Genomic DNA, 16,587 nt, shown 5'->3' with positions numbered 1-16,587 from the left:
ACGGCAAAGGGCATTGACGCCCTATCCTCGGGTCATCCCGCGCGCCCCATGGCCGGCCCGCCCCGCCCCTGCTAAAGCCCCCGCCATGCTCACCGACCCCTTCTTCTACGCCGTCGCCATTCCCGCCGTGATCCTGGTGGGCCTGGCCAAGGGCGGGTTCGCGGGGATCGGGGTGGTGGCCACGCCCCTGATGGCCCTGGCGGTCGGTCCGGTGAAGGCCGCGGCGATCCTCTTGCCACTCTTGATCGTGCAGGACGTCGTCGGGGTCTGGGCCTATCGCAGGACCTGGGACAAGGGCCTCTTGATCCTGATGACCCCGCCGGCGGCGTTCGGCATCTTCCTCGGCTGGGCCCTGGCGGCGCTGGTGTCGTCGGCGGCGGTGGAGCTGGCGGTGGGCCTGGTCTCGATCCTGTTCGCCGCCCAGCGCCTGTGGGCCGAGCGGGCGGTCAAGGCCGCCGCCGCCATCGAGACCGGCCCGGCGCGGCCGTGGCTGGGCGTGCTGTGCGGCATGGCCTCGGGCTTCACCAGCCAGATCGCCCACGCCGGCGGCCCGCCCTTTCAGATCTACGTGCTGCCCCGCCGCCTGCCGCGCGACGTCTTCGTGGGCACCAGCGCCATCTTCTTCGCCGTGGTCAACTGGATGAAGCTGCCGGCCTACATCGCGCTGGGCCAGTTCACGCACGAGGTGCTGGCCACCGTGGCGGTGCTTTTGCCGGTCGCCATCGCTTCGACCTGGGCCGGCGTGCTGCTGGTGCGCAAGGTGCCGGCCGAGGGCTTCTACAAGGTCATCTACGTGCTTCTGATCCTCGTCGGAACCAAGCTGGCCTGGGACGGCTTCTTCGGACTGGCATGACGATTGGTCACGCTTGCACGCCGCCCTTTCGGCGCCATGATGATCGACGTTTATACGTCACCGATTTTGAGTAGGCTGGGCGGGCCATGACGATCTCCGACTTCACCAAGCACTACCCGACGACGGGCGCCAAGCTGGCCGACCTGATCGTGCACCTGGCGGGCCTGGCCTGCGCCCTGCTGGGCGGCGGCATCCTGCTGGGCCTGGCCTTCGGCCTGGGCTCGCTGGGCCAGATGGCCGCCATCGGCGTCTACACCATCGGCCTGGTGACCATGCTGTCGCTGTCGACGGCCTACAACTTCTCCAAGGCGCGCTGGCAGCCGCTGCTGCGCCGCTTCGACCACGCCGGCATCTTCATCATGATCGCCGCCTCCTACACGCCCTTCACCACCCAGAACCTCGAGGGCTGGTGGGCGATCGGCATGACCACGGCGGTGTGGAGCGTCGCGGCGCTGGGCGTGGCGGCCAAGCTGTTCCTGCCCGGCCTCGACAAGCGCTTCTGGGTCGGTCTCTACATGGCCATGGGCTGGCTGGTGCTGGTGGCCATCAAGCCGATGATCGAGGGCCTGTCGTGGGTGGCGCTGCTGCTGCTGGCGATCGGCGGCCTGGTCTATTCCACCGGCACCGTCTTCTACCTGATGCGCCAGCTGAAGTTCCGCCGCGCCATCTGGCACGGCCACGTGATCGGCGGGGCCGGCCTGCACTACGCGGCCGTACTGGTCGGGGTCGTCCTGGCCGGCGCCCGGGCCTAGGCCATGGAGCGCGGAGGGGACCGCGGGGGCGACAACAAGATCACGATCCAGGGCTTCTTCCGCGACTGGAAGGGCCCCGACCCGCTGCGCGGCAAGCGCCTGCCCGCCCCGCCGGCCGACGCCCACCATGTGGAGGCGGTCGACTTCCCCGGCGTACGCCTGTCGATCGAGCAGGCCGAGGACGCGCTGAAGACCGCCGCCGACCGCCTGGCGCCGGTGCGCTCGCTGATCGGCCTCGACGAGTTCAACATTCTGGCCCTGTCCGGCGGCGCGGCCGGCGGCGCCTATGGCGCGGGCGTGCTGACGGGCCTGACCAAGGCCGGCCGGCGGCCCGACTTCGCCATCGTCACCGGCGTCTCGACCGGCGCCCTGATCGCGCCCCTGGCCTTCCTCGGCCCGGCCTGGGACGACCGCCTGACCGAGGCCTATCTGGGCGGCCACGCCGCCGAACTGCTCAGCCTGCGCCGCCTGGCGCCGGCGCTGGGCCCCAGCATCTTCAAGGGCGAGAGCCTGGACGCGCTGGTCGAGCCCTTCGTCGACGAGACGATGATCGACGCCGTGGCGGCCGAGCACGCCAAGGGGCGGCGCCTGCTGATCGCCACCACCAATCTAGACAACCAGCGGGCCTCGATCTGGGACATGGGCGCGATCGCCGCTCACGGCGGTCCCAAGGCCGTGAAGCTGTTCCGCGAGGTGCTGGTGGCCTCGGCCACGGTGCCGGGCCTGTTCCCGCCCAAGATGATCGAGGTCGAGGCCGACGGCCGGCGGCATCAGGAGATGCACGTCGACGGCGGCGTGGCCGCGCCGCTGTTCCTGATGCCCGACGCCCTGCTGCACTGGCGCAACCTGGGCCAGCGCCTGCGCCGCGGGCGGGTCTACGTCATCGTCAACACGGTGCTGGATCCCTCGCCGCGCTCGACGCCGCCGGGCGTGGCCTCGATCATGGGCCGCAGCTTCGAGACCATGCTGCGCTTTTCCTACCGCCAGGCGCTCAGCCTGGCCGAGGGGTTCTGCACGCGCCACAACCTGCCGCTCAGCGTGGCCTCGATCCCGGGCGACTTCGACGGCGTCAACATGCTGCGCTTCGAGACGCCGACCATGCGGAAGATCTACGACGCGGCCGAGACCCTGGCGATGGACGACAAGGTCTGGACCAGCCCGGCCCTGGAGCCGACCGGCTGGCGAGGCCTGTTCAAGCGGGCGAACAATCGGCCCAAGTCCGAGCCGGGCGCCAGCAGCCTGGATCCAGCCGCCGACGCCTGAAACCGCCGTCGTTTCAGGCCGGAAACCAAGCGCAGTCATCGCGCAGCACTCGGCCGCTAGGCAGGGCGGGTCCCCAGCCACGCTCGATCCGGTCATGCGCAAGTTCATTCTCCCCGCCCTCGCCGCCGTCGCCCTTATCGCCACGACAGCCCACGCCCAGCCGCCCGGGGGCGGCCGGGGTCCGGGCGGCGGCCCGCCGCCAGGCGGGGCCGGTGGTCCTGGCCCGGGATCTGGACCAGGCGGGGGCAAGCAGGCCGACCTCGACAAGGTGGTGATCGTCGGCGTCGTCCAGGCCGTCGATCCCGCGACCGAGCGGGTGACCATCGCCTACCAGGCCAACGAGGCGCTGAACTGGCCGGCGGGCGCCATGCCCTTCGCCATGGCCAAGCCGGGCATGCTGGGCGGCGTAGCGGTCGGCCAGACGGTGCGCTTCACCCTGTCGAACCATCGCATCGCCGCCTTCCTGCCGGAGGGCGGACCCCGCGGTGCGGGTCCCGACGGCGGGAGCGACCGGCCCCCGCCGCCGCCACGCTAGCCCCGGCTCAGACCTGGGCCAGGCCGCCGTCGACGAACACCTCGCCGCCGGTCATGAAGCTGGAATCCGACGAGGCCAGGAACGCGGCCACCGCGCCGGTCTCGGCCGGATCGCCCATGCGTCCCAGCACCGTCGAGGCGCCCATGGCCGCCACGCCCTCCTCGCCCAGCACCTCCTGCGCCAGCTCGGTGGTGATCGGGCCCGGCGACATCACGTTGACGCGGACGCCCGTGCCACGCAGGTCCAGCGCCCAGCTGCGCGCCAGGTTGCGCACGGCGGCCTTGGTGGCGCTGTAGATGCTGAAGGCGGGGGTGCCCATGACCCCGGTGCTCGACCCCGTCAGGATGATCGAACCGCCCTGCCCCATCAGCGGCAGGGCCTTCTGCACGGTGAACACCAGGCCCTTCACGTTGAGGTCGAAGATCTGGTCGTAGTGCTCGACCGTGATCTCGCCCAGCGGCGCGAACGCTCCGGTGCCGGCGTTGGCCAGCAGGACGTCGAGCCCGCCGCGCTCGGCCTTCACCGTCGCATACAGGCGGTCCAGATCGGCCAGGTCGGTGACCGAGCCGCGCACCGCCCGGGCGTTGGGGCCCAGTTCCTTCAGGGCCGCGTCCAGCGCTTCCTGCCGGCGTCCGAAGATGTAGACGAACGCGCCTTCCTCGACGAAGCGCTTGGCCGCGCCCAGGCCGATGCCGCTTCCGCCGCCGGTGATCACGGCGGTCTTGCCTTCAAGTCTGCTCATGTCTTGCCTCCTTCAGTGTGGCGGCAAGGGAGTTGGCGACCTACATACCTATCGACAAGTATGCACCTTTTGGTAAGTACCCAGAAACTTCAGGTCCGGGCAACATGAGCGACGCTCCCCTCTGCGCGACCGGCTTCAGCTGCGGGCTGGACGCCACGCTTCGCGTGATCTCCGGCAAGTGGAAGCCGCTGATCCTCTATTTCCTGCTGCAGGGCCCCACCCGCTACGGCGAGCTGCGGCGGGCCGTGCGCGGGGTCAGCGACAAGGTGCTGATCCAGCAGCTGAAGGAGCTGGAGGGCGACGACCTGGTCGTGCGCACCGACTACAAGGAAGTGCCGCCCAGGGTGGACTACAGCCTGACCCCGCTGGGCCTCAGCCTGACCCAGGCGCTGGAGCCGCTGTGCCTGTGGGGAACAGAGAACATGGCCGAGGTGGCCCGGGTGCTGGCCCAGCGCCAGAGCTGGCCGGGGCGGGCGGAGCAGGTCGGCGTCTCAACGCCGTCATCCCGGCCGTAGCGAAGCGAAGAGCCGTGACCCAGGGGTGACGGGCAAAGCATCGACCCGCCGAACGGGCGAACCCAGGCGCGGCGCCCAGTCCCTGGGTCCCGGATAAGCGCTGCGCGCTTTCCGGGATGACGAGTGTGGGCGTTTGATCTTTCGCATCCGCCCCATCTCGGGCCCGGACGCAAGCCTGCGGCTCAGCCGGCCTTCTTCAGGTAGCGGGCGCGCAGCTTCTCGACGCGCGGCGGGTCGGCGCGGAAGTCCGAGGCCAGGCCCAGCCGGGCGTTGCACGAGGGGCAGCGCACGTGGTCGCTGTCGGCCAGCTCGACCGGCGGATCGAAGCGGGTGCCGCAGGGCTTGCACTTCCAATCGCCGACAGCCGGAGGCGGCGGCGGAGCCGGCTCGGGGGTCACCACCTTGACGGCCTTCTGCAGCCGCTCGAGCGGCGGCGGGCCGCCAGGCGCGGCGACGCCGCTCTTCAGGCTCAGGATCTTGCGGCGCGGGGGCTCGCTCTCGCTCATGACGCTCGACGATTTTGCGGACGGATCGACGCTAGCTGCATGATCGCGGCCGGAAACTCAAGCGCCGCGAGGTCGCGCCGCAAATCAAACGCCGGTCACCAATGCGGTTTCAGGCTGAACGACAGGGCCACGACCGAGTCTTCCTGGGTCGCCATGCCCATGATCTGGTCCTTGGACTTGATCTCGCGGCGGATATAGCCGACCGAGGCCTGCATCGGCCCGCGGCGCCAGCCCACGCCCGCCTGGGCGTCGCCGACCAGGCGGCTGCCGGTGTCGGAAGTGACGCCGGCCCGGGTCCAGTCGCCGTCCTGGCCGCGCAGCAGGTTCATGCCGACCAGCTGGCCGCTGGCGCCCGCGAACAGGTACCAGCGCCCGCGATCGCCGAAGGTCTCGCGGCCGTCGCGCACGCCAAGGCCGCTGATCACCCGATCCTCGACGCTCTTGCCGATGCGCACCATGCCGCCGGCCTCGGCCGAGCCGCCGGCGCCGCCGAAGCCAACGCCCGCGTGGGGCGTGAAATCGACCGCCAGCTTGCCGGCGTCGAACTTGACCGCCGCCGGCCAGCCGCGCGAGACGCTGACGTCGACGCTGTCGGCGTCGAAGTTGGCCGTGCCCGGACGCACCAGGCTGAGCGGCGCGCTCTGGGCCAGGCGCGAGGAACTGGCGACCGACACGCGCACGGAATCGACGCGGTGGCCGTTGTCGCCGACCACATAGCTGCCCGAACGCCAGCTGACCGGCCCGCGCGTGCCGTAGTAGCGGTCGGCGTCCAGCAGGTTGGCGTCGCCATAGAGGGCCGCCGGCGAAACGGCGAACGGCTCGCCCTCGGCCTCGGCAGCCCGGGAGTCGACCGGCCTGGCGGCGAAGGCGACGGCCGAAGGCGCGGCCGCCTGCGACGGCTCGCGGCGGGTCAGATCCAGTTTCTGCAAGGCCGGCGCAAGAGTCGGCGCCGCGGCGGCCGGCCTGGCCGTCGCCTTGCGCTTGCCCTTCCGGACAGCAGCTTCCGACGATGCCGCGGTGAGCGCCAAACTGGCGCCGCAGCACGTCGCGATCGTCACGCAAACGATACGCATTGCGGATTCCCCAATCCCAATCCTGCCCACCGTATCCGCCTGATCGGATACGTCCACCGGGAAAACGCCGGCGTTCGGTGAACAGCTTGTGACGGTAATCGTTCCGCACAAAGAAACAGCGGCGCGATGTGTCGCGCCGCTGTGGTTAATCGTCGCTAGTACGCCAGCGTTACTGGCAGGCGAGGCATTCCTCGTAGTCGGTCTTGCCCGGGGCGTCGAAGCCGCCCGAGACCGCCTCCTCCTTGCCGTCGGCGCCGGCGTAGGCCGCGCGCTGCACCGACTTGGAGCGCAGGTAGTAGAGGCTCTTCACGCCCCGCTCCCAGGCCATCCAGTGCAGCATGTGCAGGTCCCACTTGTCGACGTCGCCCGGCAGGAAGACGTTGACCGACTGGCTCTGGCAGATTTCCGGCGTGCGGTCGGCGGCCAGCTCGACCACCCAGCGCTGGTCCAGTTCGAAGGCGGTCTTGTAGACGTCCTTCTCGTCCTGGCTCAGGAACTCCAGGTGCTGGACCGAGCCTTCGTTCTCCAGGATCGAGCCCCAGACCACGTCGGTGTTCTGGCCCTTCTCGTCGAGCAGCTTCTCCAGGTAGGGGTTCTTCACCGCGAACGAGCCCGACAGGGTCTTGTGGGTGTAGATGTTGGCCGGGATCGGCTCGATGCCCGCCGAGGTGCCGCCGCAGATGATCGAGATCGACGCGGTCGGGGCGATGGCCAGCTTGTGCGAGAAGCGCTCCTTGGAGCCGCGATCGGCGGCGTCCGGGCACGGACCCTTTTCCTCGCCCAGCGCCAGGCTGGCCTTGTCGGCCTCGCGGCGCAGGTGCTTGAACATCCGCATGTTCCAGCTCTTGGCCAGGGCGCTCTCGAACGGCACGTTCTGGCTTTGCAGGAACGAGTGGAAGCCCATCAGGCCAAGGCCCACCGAACGCTCGCGCATGGCGGCGTAGGCGGCGGTCGAGGCCGCGTCGGGGGCGCGATCGATGAAGTCCTGCAGGACGTTGTCGAGGAAGCGCATGACGTCCTCGATGAAGGTCGGATGGTCGCGCCACTCCAGGAAGGTCTCGGCGTTGACGCTCGACAGGCAGCACACCGCGGTGCGCTCCTGGCCCAGGTGGTCGGTGCCGGTGTGCAGCATGATCTCGCTGCACAGGTTGGACTGGCGCACCTTCAGGCCCAGCTCGCGCTGGAACGACGGCATGGCGCGGTTCACGCTGTCGGAGAAGATCAGGTAGGGCTCGCCGGTCTGCAGGCGCAGCTCGAGGATCTTCTGCCACAGGCCGCGGGCGTCGACTTCGCGCAGGACCTCGTTGGTCTTGGGCGAGCGCAGGCCGAACTTCTGGCCGTCGCGCACGGCGTGCATGAACTCGTCGGAGATCGAGATACCGTGGTGCAGGTTCAGGGACTTGCGGTTGAAGTCGCCCGAGGCCTTGCGGATCTCGAGGAACTCCTCGATTTCCGGGTGGTGGATGTCGAGATAGACGGCGGCCGAGCCGCGACGCAGCGAGCCTTGGCTGATGGCCAGGGTCAGCGAGTCCATCACGCGGATGAAGGGGATGATGCCCGAGGTCTGGCCCTGGCCCTTCACCTTCTCGCCGATCGAGCGGACGCCGCCCCAGTAGGTGCCGATGCCGCCGCCGTTGGCCGCCAGCCAGACGTTCTCGTTCCAGACGCCCAGGATGCCGTCGAGGCTGTCGTTGACGGCGTTGAGGAAGCAGCTGATCGGCAGGCCGCGGTCGGCGCCGCCGTTCGACAGCACCGGGGTCGCCGGCATGAACCACAGGCGGCTCATGTAGTCGTAAACGCGCTGGGCGTGGTCGGCGTCGTCGGCGAAGGCCGTCGAGACGCGCGCGAACATGTCCTGGTAGGACTCGCCCGGCAGCAGATAGCGGTCTTCCAGCGTGGTCTTGCCGAAATCGGTCAGGAGCGCGTCGCGCGAACGGTCCACCTGGACCTTGCGCACCAGCGCCAGGGCCGGACGTTCCTTGAAGGCCGACGCAGGGCGCGCGGCAGGTTGAATCTTGGTCGCTTCACCAGCGGTCATGAGCAGAACCCGTCCATTTACCATGCGCTTGCGAGAAGCCGTCCGCTTCCAGCGAAGCCGCTAGATATAGTAGGGCGTTGCGCCCCCAGAGCCCATATATGGGGCCACAGGCGCCGCCTCTTCGTCAACGGGTAGGAGCGCCTCCAGCGCGAGTTTTTCGTTAATAAGCTGTGAACGCGCCAAGGTTCCCCGTGTGGATCAAGGGGTTGCCCACACGATAATTTTTCGCCGCGTCATCGGGTCGCAGCAGCGTTAACGAAACTCCGCGACCGGAGGGCTCGGCCACCCGTCGATTCCGGATTCTTCGGAAGGGTTCGGAGCAAAAAAGAGCGGGGATAGATGGAAGGCGATCCCCGTGAAAAGCCCTCCCCCCTCGATGGGGGAGGGTTGGGTGGGGGTGACCAGGACGTCAGCAGCTGAACCGCCGCATCACCCCCATCCCCGGCCCTTCCCCCATCGAGGGGGAAGGGAGAATGCGGGGCGCGGCGCCCCGTCTCGCCCCCTCCACCACGGAGCCTGTCCTCGGGCGCGCGCTTCGCGCGACCCGGGGAGGGTCCCCCACCCCCGTCGCACGGGGGAGGATCCAAAGCAAAAGGCCCCGGAGTTTCCTCCGGGGCCTTCGCATTCGTCGGGAAGCCTAGAGCCTCCGTTCGACCTCGATCTTAGAAGTTGATCGAGATGGTCGAACGACGGTTCAGCGGTTCCTTCACGCCGTCGCCGGTGGCGACGGCCGGGGCGGTTTCGCCCTTCCAGTCGACCGCCAGGGTCTGCTGGGCGACGCCCAGACCGACCAGAGCGTCAGCCACGGCCTTCGCACGACGTTCCGACAGGCGGACGTTGTACTTCGGCGAGCCCGAGGTGTCGGTGTGACCGACGACCACGATGCGGGTGGCCTTGCCGTCGTTGGCGTACTTGGCGGCTTCCGAAACCACCGACTGGGCTTCCGGCGTCAGCACGTACTGATCGAACGGGAAGTAGACGATGAATTCCTTGGCCTCGAACGGCGCCGGAGCCGGCGGAGGCGGCGGCGGCGGGGGAGGCGGCGGGGGCGGAGGCGGAGGAGGCGGCGGCGGCGGCGGGGGCGGCGGCGGGGGCGGCGGAGCCGCGAACGAGTACCGCAGGCCGACCGTCAGCGACTGGTCCTTGTACTGGCCTTCGAAGGTGCCGGGCTGCAGCGAGTGCGAGCCGGTCGACTTCCAGCTGTGGTCGTCGGTGGCGAAGTAACGGTAGGTGACGTCGAGCTTCAGCTTGTCGGTCGCCTTCCAGGCCAGGCCGGCGATGCCCTGCCAGGCGATGGCGATGTCGTCGTCGTCGACCGTCAGGTTCTGGATGGCCGGGTTGGCCGTCGTGAACGGAGTGCGCACGCCGCTGAACTGACCCAGGGTCTTGACGTCCAGGCGGTTGACGCCGAGGCCGGCGCCGACGAACGGGTTGATCTTGGCGTCCGGCGCGAAGTCGTACAGGACGTTGAACATCAGCGACCACGACTCGATCGAGCCTTCCGGCGAACCGCACTTCGGGTTCGTGGCGGTGCGCGTCACGCCCGGGGTGCAGAGGCCGATCGGCTGCTGACGGACGGGGTTGCCGCGGACGCCTTCCAGGTCGCCCGGACGGTAGCCGCCTTCGAGTTCAGCGCGCCAGTTCGGGGTGAACTGGTAGCCCAGACGCACGAAGCCGGCCCAATCGGACTCCGACTTCCAGGTCCAGTGATAGTGAGCGCCGTCCGGAGCGTTGGCGTCCGACTCGCTGTTGACAGCCGTCGGCCAGTGGTAGCCGAGGTCGACCGCGCCATACCAGCCGGTCTCTTGGGCCGAAGCGCCCGACGCGGCGAACACCGCGGCCAGGGCGGCTCCCGCCAGGAGTTTGAGTTTCATATCAAGAGCCCTCTATTGCCCTGCTCGGCCCAACGGCCGAGCATCGTTATACCAAGGCGCGCGTCCCGCGAAAGTGTCGGCTCGGCAACACCGTCTAAAGTTTCACCGAGGCGGAAGTCCCCCGCGACACCTCGCGGTCACGCCTTGCGAATTCCCCGGCGCCGAATTCGGCGGCAAGGTCTCCTCGAAAGGCGCCCGCGCCCCTCGGTTCGCACGCAAAGCGTTTCCGCGCAAGGCCTTCCGTAGCGTCCGGCAGGCCCGGAACGCTGAAAAACAACGCAAACAGCCAAGTTTGAGGCACGGTGTCGGGATACCCGCCCCTCGGAACAGTTCGCCGAAGACCGAGCGCTCAGCCCGCGTCGCGCAGCCGTCGACGGCGCCCGCCGAGGGCGTCGGGCCGGTTGAGCACCTTGCGGTACTCGTCGCGGCGCTCGTGGATCGAGGCGATCACCAGGCCCATCGGCACGCCGATGTCGACCAGAACGGCCTCGGACAGCTGCAGCGAGGCCTCGATGGTCTCGGGAACGGCGTCGGTGGCGCCCAGCTCGTAGAGGCGCGCGGCATGGCGGGCGTCGCGGGCGCGAGCGACGATGGTCAGGTCGGGCCGGTGACCGCGGGCGGCCTCGACCACCGCCTCGGCGGCCTCCGGACCATCCATGGTCACGACCACCGCCCGGGCGTGGTCGAGGCCGCAGCGCTCGAGCAGCTCCACCCGCGCGGCGTCGCCGAAATAGACCCGGTGGCCGGCGCGACGGCCCTGCTGCACGAGCGCGGGATCCCGGTCGATGGCGATCCAGGGCAGGTCGTGGCGGTCGAGCATCTCACCGACCAGCCGGCCGACGCGGCCAAAGCCCACGACCAGCACCCGCCCCTTGGGCTCTTCCACCGACAGGTCGACGCCGTCCGGCGCCTCGGTGGTCTCGGCCGGGGCCTTTCGCCCCAGCCGCGCGCCCACTCCGGTCAGCACCGGGATCAGGAACATGGTCAGGGTGGCGGCCACCAGCACCGCCTGGCCGATGGCCGGCTCGACCACCTCGGCGTCCATCGCGTTGGCCAGCAGCACGAAGGCGAACTCGCCGCCCGCCGCCAGCGCCAGGGCCGCCTCGCCTGAGGCGCGGTTGGACAGGCCGAACAGCTTGCCCAGGCCGAACACCATCACCGCCTTGACCGCCACCAGCCCGACCGCCGTGCCCAGCACCAGCACCGGCGAGGCGACCAGCAGCGACAGGTCCAGGCGAATGCCCAGCGACACGAAGAACAGCGACAGCAGGAGGCCCTTGAAGGGCTCGATCTTGACCTCGACCTCGTGGCGATACTCGGTCTCGGCCAGCAGCACGCCGGCGACGAAGGCCCCCAGCGCCATCGACAGTCCCGACAGCGAGCTGACCAGGCCCGCGCTGATGATCACCAGCAGGCAGGCGGCCATGAACATCTCTTCGCTCTTGGCCTTGGCGACCGAGCGCATCATCGGCCGCAGCGCCAGCCGCCCGACCAGCACGATGACGCCAAGCCCAAGCGCGGCGGGCAGCAGGGCCAGCAGGCCGCGGGCGTCGAACTCGCCGTGACCGCGCCCCAGGATCGCCAGGGTGATCAGGATCGGGGCCACCGCCAGGTCCTGGAACAGCAGGACCGAGAAGGTCGCCCGCCCTCCCTCGGCGTGCAGCCGCTTGCGCTCGGCCAGCACCGGCACGGCGATGGCGGTGGACGACAGGGTCAGCGCCGATCCGATGGCCAGGGCCGCCACCGGCGTCTGGCCCAGCATCATCGCCACCGCGCCCAGCGCCAGCGAGCAGCCGATCACCTGGGCCGCGCCCAGGCCGAACACGTACTTGCGCAGCAGGCGCAGGCGCTCCCACGACAGCTCCAGCCCGATCATGAACAGCAGGAAGACGACGCCGAACTCGGCCAGCTGGCCGATCTCGTCGGGATTGTCGACGGTGACGTAGTCCAGCCACGGCGCGACGGCGATCAGCCGGCCCAGGCCGAACGGCCCGAGGATCACGCCGGCCAGCAGGAAGCCGAGGATGGGATTGATGCGAAGGCGCTTGAACAGCGGCGCGACGATCCCGGCCGTGGCCAGGAACAGGACCAGATCCTTGTAGTCCGCCGGTGAAACCTCGTGGTTCAACGCCTCCGCCCCTCCTGGATAGGTTCCTGCCTCTAGTCGACGACCGTCTTCAGCCGCACGCCCGGACCGGGCTCGCCGGTCTCGGCCGCCGGGATCAGCACCGCGCCGCCCTCCTCCAGCGCCTCGATGAGGAGCCTTTCGGTGCTATGGTGCAAGGCGTGGCGTTCGGTCTCGAAGTCCTTGACCGTGCTGCGCGACACCCCCGCCTTGTCCGCGAGCTCGCCTTGCGACCAGTTGAGCAGCCCTCGGGCGCCTCGACACTGGGCAGGAAGGAGAATTTTTGCGTGTGGCATCTGGCGTCCCACGGGCTCGTCACCCATAATGGTTGAGTACGCCCGAAAAAGATGACCGTCAAGGAGGCCCTTTGCACCATACCTCGCTGATCGCCACAATCGTCGCGGGCCTGGGCCTGGCCTTCGTCTTCGGCGCGCTCGCCAATCGGTTGAAGCTGCCGGTGCTGGTCGGCTACCTGCTGGCGGGGGTCATCGTCGGGCCGTTCACGCCGGGGTATGTCGCCGACCAGCAACTGGCCCCGCAACTGGCCGAGATCGGCGTCATCCTGCTGATGTTCGGGGTGGGCCTGCACTTCTCGGTCAAGGACCTGATGGCGGTGCGCAAGATCGCCATTCCCGGCGCGGTGGCCCAGATCACCGCCGCCACCCTGATGGGCGTCGGGCTGGCCGTGGCGCTGGGCTGGGGCTGGGGCGCCGGGGTGGTGTTCGGCCTGGCCCTGTCGGTCGCCTCGACCGTGGTGCTGCTGCGCGCCCTGCAGGAGCGCCGGCTGATCGAGACCGACCGCGGCCGCATCGCCGTCGGCTGGCTGATCGTCGAGGACCTGGCCATGGTGCTGGCCCTCGTCCTGCTGCCGGCGCTGTCGGGCGCGCTGGGCGGGGTCACCACCGCCCACGGCGCCGGCGGCATCGCCGCCGCCTTCGCCCTGACCATCGGCAAGGTCGCCGCCTTCGTCGCCTTCATGCTGATCGTCGGCCGCCGGGTCATTCCCTGGATCCTGCACCGCATCGCCCACACCGGCTCGCGCGAGCTGTTCCGCCTGGCGGTGCTGGCCATCGCCCTTGGGGTGGCGTTCGGCTCGGCCGCGCTGTTCGGCGTGTCCTTCGCGCTGGGGGCGTTCTTCGCCGGCATGATCATGGCCGAGAGCGAGCTGTCGCATCAGGCCGCCAACGAGACCCTGCCGCTGCGCGACGCCTTCGCGGTGCTGTTCTTCGTCTCGATCGGCATGCTGTTCGACCCGATGGTGCTGCTGCGCGAGCCGCTGGCGGTGCTGGCCACGGTGGCGATCATCGTGCTGGGCAAGTCGGTGGCCGCCTATTTCATCGTCGTGGCCTTCAAACGTCCCAAGAGCGTGGCCCTGACCATCTCGGTCAGCCTGGCCCAGATCGGCGAGTTCTCGTTCATCCTGGCGGGCCTGGGCGTCTCGCTGAAGCTGCTGCCGCCGGAAGGCCGCGACCTGATCCTGGCCGGCGCCATCCTGTCGATCCTGCTCAACCCGCTGCTGTTCGCCTGGCTGGACAAGGCCATGGTCAAGGTCTCGGCCCGGGAGGCGCCCCCGCCGGTGGCCGCCGCGGCCCAGCCGCACGCGGTGCTGGTCGGCTACGGCCGGGTCGGCAAGGCCGTGGCCGAGGGGCTGCGCAACCGCACCCCGCTGGTGGTCATCGAGGACGAGGTCGAGCGCGCCGCCGAGCTGCGCGAGGCCGGCTACGAGGTGGTGCAGGGCAACGCCGTGCGCCCCGAGGTGCTGATGAAGGCGGGCCTGGAGAAGGCCACCCACGTCTTCGTGGCGGTGCCCAGTCCGTTCGAGGCGGCGAGGATCATCGAGCAGGCCCGCGCGGCCAATCCCGACGCCAAGATCATCGCCCGCGCCTACACCGACGCCGATGTCGAGCTGCTGGGCCAGATGGGCGCCACCGAGGCCCTGATCGGCGAACAGGAGATCGCCCGGGGCATGCTCCAGCGGGCGCCGAGACGCCAGCCGCCGCCCGCTGCGGCGCACTAAAGACCCTCCCCCTCCTGGGGGAGGTGGCCCAGAGGGCCGGAGGGGGGGACGTTTTCAGCTGCCGGAGAGGCGCCCGGTTCGCAGGTCCTCCCCTCTCCGTCGGCTTCGCCGACACCTCTCCCTTCAGGGAGAGGGTCTTCTGAAACGAAAAACGCCGCGAAAGCCGATCAGCTTTCGCGGCGTTTTCAATTCTGCTTCCCGCTGAAGCGAGGGAGGAGCTGGGCCCCTACTCCTTCTTGTGCTTCCGCTCAGAGGCCCGGCGCGAGAGCATGTTCAGGCCCTCGACGCCGGCCGAGAAGGCCATGGCGGTGTAGATGTAGCCCTTGGGCACGTGCACCCCGAAGCCCTCGGCGATCAGCACGGTGCCGATCATCAGCAGGAAGCCCAGGGCCAGCATGACCACGGTCGGGTTGGCGTTGATGAAGTTGCCCAGCGGGTCGGCGGCCAGCAGCATCACGGTCACGGCGGCGACCACGGCGATGACCATGATCGGCAGGTGGTCGGTCATGCCCACGGCGGTCAGGATCGAGTCGATCGAGAACACCAGGTCCAGCAGGATGATCTGGAAGATCGCCGCGCCGACGTTCGAGATCACCACGCCCGTCTTGTCGAGCACGTCGCCGCTCTCGTGCTTGGGGTCGACCGTATGGTGGATCTCCTTGGTGGCCTTCCAGATCAGGAACAGGCCGCCGGCGATCAGGATCAGGTCGCGCCAGGAGAAGGCCGTCTCGAAGGCCGGCTCGCCGTGAGCGCCCAGCGGGCCGACGATGCCCAGGTTGAAGACCGGGGCGGTCAGGCCGACGATGAAGGCGATGGTCGACAGCAGGGCCAGGCGCATGATCAGCGCCAGCGAGATGCCGATGCGGCGCACGCGCTGGCGGTGCTCGGGCGGCAGCCGGTTCGACAGGATCGAGATGAAGACCAGGTTGTCGATCCCGAGCACGATTTCCATGGTCACCAGGGTGACGAGGGCGGCCCAGGCGCCCGGGTCGGTGGCGAGTTGAAGGAGTTCGTTCATGGGTCCCGATTAGGCTGGAGAAGAATTGAGCAGGTCCCAGCCCGCCGCTGAGCCCGCCGCGGCCGCCAAACGGCGGTCGGCGAATTGCGGCGAAACTCGGACACGGAAGAAGCAGATATGCCTGACGCCGCCCATATCAAGCCCCTAACCGCATTGCGGTTTTTCGCCGCCTTCTGGGTGGTGATGTTCCACTACTGGCCAAACCTCGCCGTCGGGGGTGCGGTTCCCGGCGTCGTGGCCAAGGGCTACCTGGGCGTCGAGGCCTTCTTCATCCTGTCGGGCTTCATCCTCTGCCACGTCTATCTGACGGCTTTCGGCGAGGGTCGGTTCGGCTATGGCGGCTTCCTGTGGAACCGGTTGGCGCGGGTCTATCCGCTGCACCTGTTCACCCTGGCGGGCGTCGGCGCCATGGCCCTCGCGGCCGGGGCCGTCGGCATCGCCGTCGACAAGAACATGCTGGCCTGGGACGCCCTGCCGGCCAACCTGCTGATGGTCCAGGCCTGGGGTTTCGCGCCGGTGTCGGGCTGGAACCACCCCTCGTGGTCGATCTCGGCCGAGTGGTTCGCCTATCTCAGCTTCCCGGCCTTCGCCTTCGTGGCGTGGCGCTTGCGCAACCGTCCGCTGGTGCTGACCGGCGCCGCGCTGGTGGTGATCGCCGCCCTCTATCCCGCCTTCGAAAAGCTGGCCGGATTCCCGCTGACCGAGGCGACGATCCGCTGGGGCGCCCTGCGCATCGTGCCGTGCTTCTTCTATGGCTGCGCGCTCTACACCCTGTGGAAGAGCCAGGACGTCAGCCTGCGCGGCGCGGGAATCGGCGCCGCTTTCGCGGGCCTGCTTCTGCTCGCTACGGTGCAGCTTCAGGCGCCCGATGCGTTGATCGTGACCATTTTGGGCGGATTTATTCTATCGCTGGCGCGCCTGGCCAAGGCCGGTTCGACCTTCGCCTCGCAAAGCATGTTCGTGTATCTGGGCGAGATCAGCTACTCGACCTACATGATCTGCATTCCGTGGAAGATCCTGGCGATCAACGGCGCGGCAAAGCTCTTGAACATAGAGGGCGACAAACTGCCGCTGGCCGTCTGGGCGTTAATCGTAGCAGCCTTGATTCCACTGTCAGCGGCCTCGTACCACCTGGTGGAAAAGCCCGCTCGTGACTTCATGAAGTCTGTGGCCAAGCGACGCCGTAGCACGGCGGCAACCGCCACTGTGGCCTAATAAACACTCTTTTCATATTTTTCCGTCAGGGTTATCCCCCTACCCAGTGACGCGGGGGAGT

At 69.0% G+C, this 16,587-nt stretch carries 15 protein-coding genes; 7 read left to right on the top strand and 8 right to left on the bottom strand.

Annotation, left to right across the window (positions count from 1 at the left end; genetic code table 11):
- Positions 1-85 precede the first annotated feature (85 nt).
- The 4 genes from V6S85_RS24750 (at position 86) to V6S85_RS24735 (ending at position 3,403) form a co-directional block, all read left to right on the top strand.
- Entirely contained in the window at positions 86-853 is a 768-nt protein-coding gene (locus tag V6S85_RS24750; protein ID WP_116487632.1) for a sulfite exporter TauE/SafE family protein, read from the top strand.
- A gap of 86 nt (positions 854-939) precedes the next feature.
- A complete protein-coding gene (gene trhA, locus V6S85_RS24745; RefSeq protein WP_116569161.1) occupies positions 940-1,605 on the top strand; it encodes a PAQR family membrane homeostasis protein TrhA in 666 nt (221 codons plus the stop codon).
- Positions 1,606-1,608: 3 nt separating this feature from the next.
- Entirely contained in the window at positions 1,609-2,868 is a 1,260-nt protein-coding gene (locus tag V6S85_RS24740; protein WP_116569160.1) for a patatin-like phospholipase family protein, read from the top strand.
- Positions 2,869-2,962: 94 nt separating this feature from the next.
- A complete protein-coding gene (locus V6S85_RS24735; protein ID WP_334350597.1) occupies positions 2,963-3,403 on the top strand; it encodes a copper-binding protein in 441 nt (146 codons plus the stop codon).
- 7 nt (positions 3,404-3,410) lie between these two features.
- Here V6S85_RS24735 and V6S85_RS24730 read toward each other — a convergent pair whose 3' ends face one another.
- Entirely contained in the window at positions 3,411-4,145 is a 735-nt protein-coding gene (locus V6S85_RS24730) for an SDR family NAD(P)-dependent oxidoreductase (RefSeq protein WP_116569158.1), read from the bottom strand.
- Between the two features lie 104 nt (positions 4,146-4,249).
- Between V6S85_RS24730 and V6S85_RS24725 the strand changes: the two genes are divergently transcribed.
- A complete protein-coding gene (locus V6S85_RS24725) occupies positions 4,250-4,660 on the top strand; it encodes a winged helix-turn-helix transcriptional regulator (RefSeq protein WP_334350596.1) in 411 nt (136 codons plus the stop codon).
- Positions 4,661-4,842: 182 nt separating this feature from the next.
- Here the strand turns inward: V6S85_RS24725 and V6S85_RS24720 are convergent, their stop codons facing one another.
- From V6S85_RS24720 to V6S85_RS24695, 6 genes are all read right to left on the bottom strand, one after another.
- Positions 4,843-5,166, bottom strand: a complete 324-nt coding sequence (locus tag V6S85_RS24720) for a hypothetical protein (RefSeq protein WP_116569156.1) — start codon at positions 5,164-5,166, stop codon at positions 4,843-4,845.
- 95 nt (positions 5,167-5,261) lie between these two features.
- The gene (locus tag V6S85_RS24715) at positions 5,262-6,239 is read right to left on the bottom strand and encodes a lipid A-modifier LpxR family protein (RefSeq protein ID WP_116569155.1); all 978 of its coding nucleotides are present in this window, start codon (positions 6,237-6,239) and stop codon (positions 5,262-5,264) included.
- 169 nt (positions 6,240-6,408) lie between these two features.
- Entirely contained in the window at positions 6,409-8,283 is a 1,875-nt protein-coding gene (locus V6S85_RS24710) for a ribonucleoside-diphosphate reductase subunit alpha (RefSeq protein WP_116569177.1), read from the bottom strand.
- Positions 8,284-8,939: 656 nt separating this feature from the next.
- Entirely contained in the window at positions 8,940-10,151 is a 1,212-nt protein-coding gene (locus V6S85_RS24705; protein ID WP_116569154.1) for an OmpA family protein, read from the bottom strand.
- Between the two features lie 349 nt (positions 10,152-10,500).
- Positions 10,501-12,279 (bottom strand): cation:proton antiporter domain-containing protein, encoded by a 1,779-nt coding sequence (locus V6S85_RS24700; protein WP_116569153.1) that lies wholly within the window; start codon positions 12,277-12,279, stop codon positions 10,501-10,503.
- A gap of 32 nt (positions 12,280-12,311) precedes the next feature.
- On the bottom strand, positions 12,312-12,572 hold the full coding sequence (locus tag V6S85_RS24695) for a helix-turn-helix domain-containing protein (RefSeq protein WP_334350595.1): 261 nt from the start codon (positions 12,570-12,572) through the stop codon (positions 12,312-12,314).
- A gap of 71 nt (positions 12,573-12,643) precedes the next feature.
- Here V6S85_RS24695 and ybaL point away from each other — a divergent pair, with 71 nt between their 5' ends.
- The gene (ybaL, locus tag V6S85_RS24690; protein ID WP_116569151.1) at positions 12,644-14,293 is read left to right on the top strand and encodes a YbaL family putative K(+) efflux transporter; all 1,650 of its coding nucleotides are present in this window, start codon (positions 12,644-12,646) and stop codon (positions 14,291-14,293) included.
- Positions 14,294-14,519: 226 nt separating this feature from the next.
- Here ybaL and V6S85_RS24685 read toward each other — a convergent pair whose 3' ends face one another.
- Complete coding sequence (locus V6S85_RS24685; RefSeq protein WP_101716015.1) at positions 14,520-15,311, bottom strand: TerC family protein; 792 nt, start codon at positions 15,309-15,311, stop codon at positions 14,520-14,522.
- Between the two features lie 117 nt (positions 15,312-15,428).
- Between V6S85_RS24685 and V6S85_RS24680 the strand changes: the two genes are divergently transcribed.
- Positions 15,429-16,526 carry an acyltransferase family protein gene (locus tag V6S85_RS24680; RefSeq protein WP_116569150.1) on the top strand — a complete coding sequence of 366 codons (1,098 nt, stop codon included), beginning with the start codon at positions 15,429-15,431 and terminating at the stop codon, positions 16,524-16,526.
- Positions 16,527-16,587: the final 61 nt, after the last annotated feature.

This window comes from Caulobacter sp. CCNWLW153 (genome assembly GCF_036889365.1).
Lineage (GTDB): Bacteria > Pseudomonadota > Alphaproteobacteria > Caulobacterales > Caulobacteraceae > Caulobacter > Caulobacter radicis.
This window is presented reverse-complemented; position numbering and strand designations above follow the sequence as displayed.

Bases quoted from the DNA above. Each gene is read 5' to 3' on its own strand.
- V6S85_RS24735 (WP_334350597.1), top strand. From the start codon at position 2,963: ATGCGCAAGTTCATTCTCCCCGCCCTCGCCGCCGTCGCCCTTATCGCC.
- V6S85_RS24730 (WP_116569158.1), bottom strand. From the start codon at position 4,145: ATGAGCAGACTTGAAGGCAAGACCGCCGTGATCACCGGCGGCGGAAGC.
- trhA (WP_116569161.1), top strand. From the start codon at position 940: ATGACGATCTCCGACTTCACCAAGCACTACCCGACGACGGGCGCCAAG.
- V6S85_RS24705 (WP_116569154.1), bottom strand. From the start codon at position 10,151: ATGAAACTCAAACTCCTGGCGGGAGCCGCCCTGGCCGCGGTGTTCGCC.
- V6S85_RS24680 (WP_116569150.1), top strand. From the start codon at position 15,429: ATGCCTGACGCCGCCCATATCAAGCCCCTAACCGCATTGCGGTTTTTC.
- V6S85_RS24715 (WP_116569155.1), bottom strand. From the start codon at position 6,239: ATGCGTATCGTTTGCGTGACGATCGCGACGTGCTGCGGCGCCAGTTTG.
- V6S85_RS24740 (WP_116569160.1), top strand. From the start codon at position 1,609: ATGGAGCGCGGAGGGGACCGCGGGGGCGACAACAAGATCACGATCCAG.
- V6S85_RS24685 (WP_101716015.1), bottom strand. From the start codon at position 15,311: ATGAACGAACTCCTTCAACTCGCCACCGACCCGGGCGCCTGGGCCGCC.
- V6S85_RS24720 (WP_116569156.1), bottom strand. From the start codon at position 5,166: ATGAGCGAGAGCGAGCCCCCGCGCCGCAAGATCCTGAGCCTGAAGAGC.
- V6S85_RS24695 (WP_334350595.1), bottom strand. From the start codon at position 12,572: ATGCCACACGCAAAAATTCTCCTTCCTGCCCAGTGTCGAGGCGCCCGA.
- V6S85_RS24750 (WP_116487632.1), top strand. From the start codon at position 86: ATGCTCACCGACCCCTTCTTCTACGCCGTCGCCATTCCCGCCGTGATC.
- V6S85_RS24725 (WP_334350596.1), top strand. From the start codon at position 4,250: ATGAGCGACGCTCCCCTCTGCGCGACCGGCTTCAGCTGCGGGCTGGAC.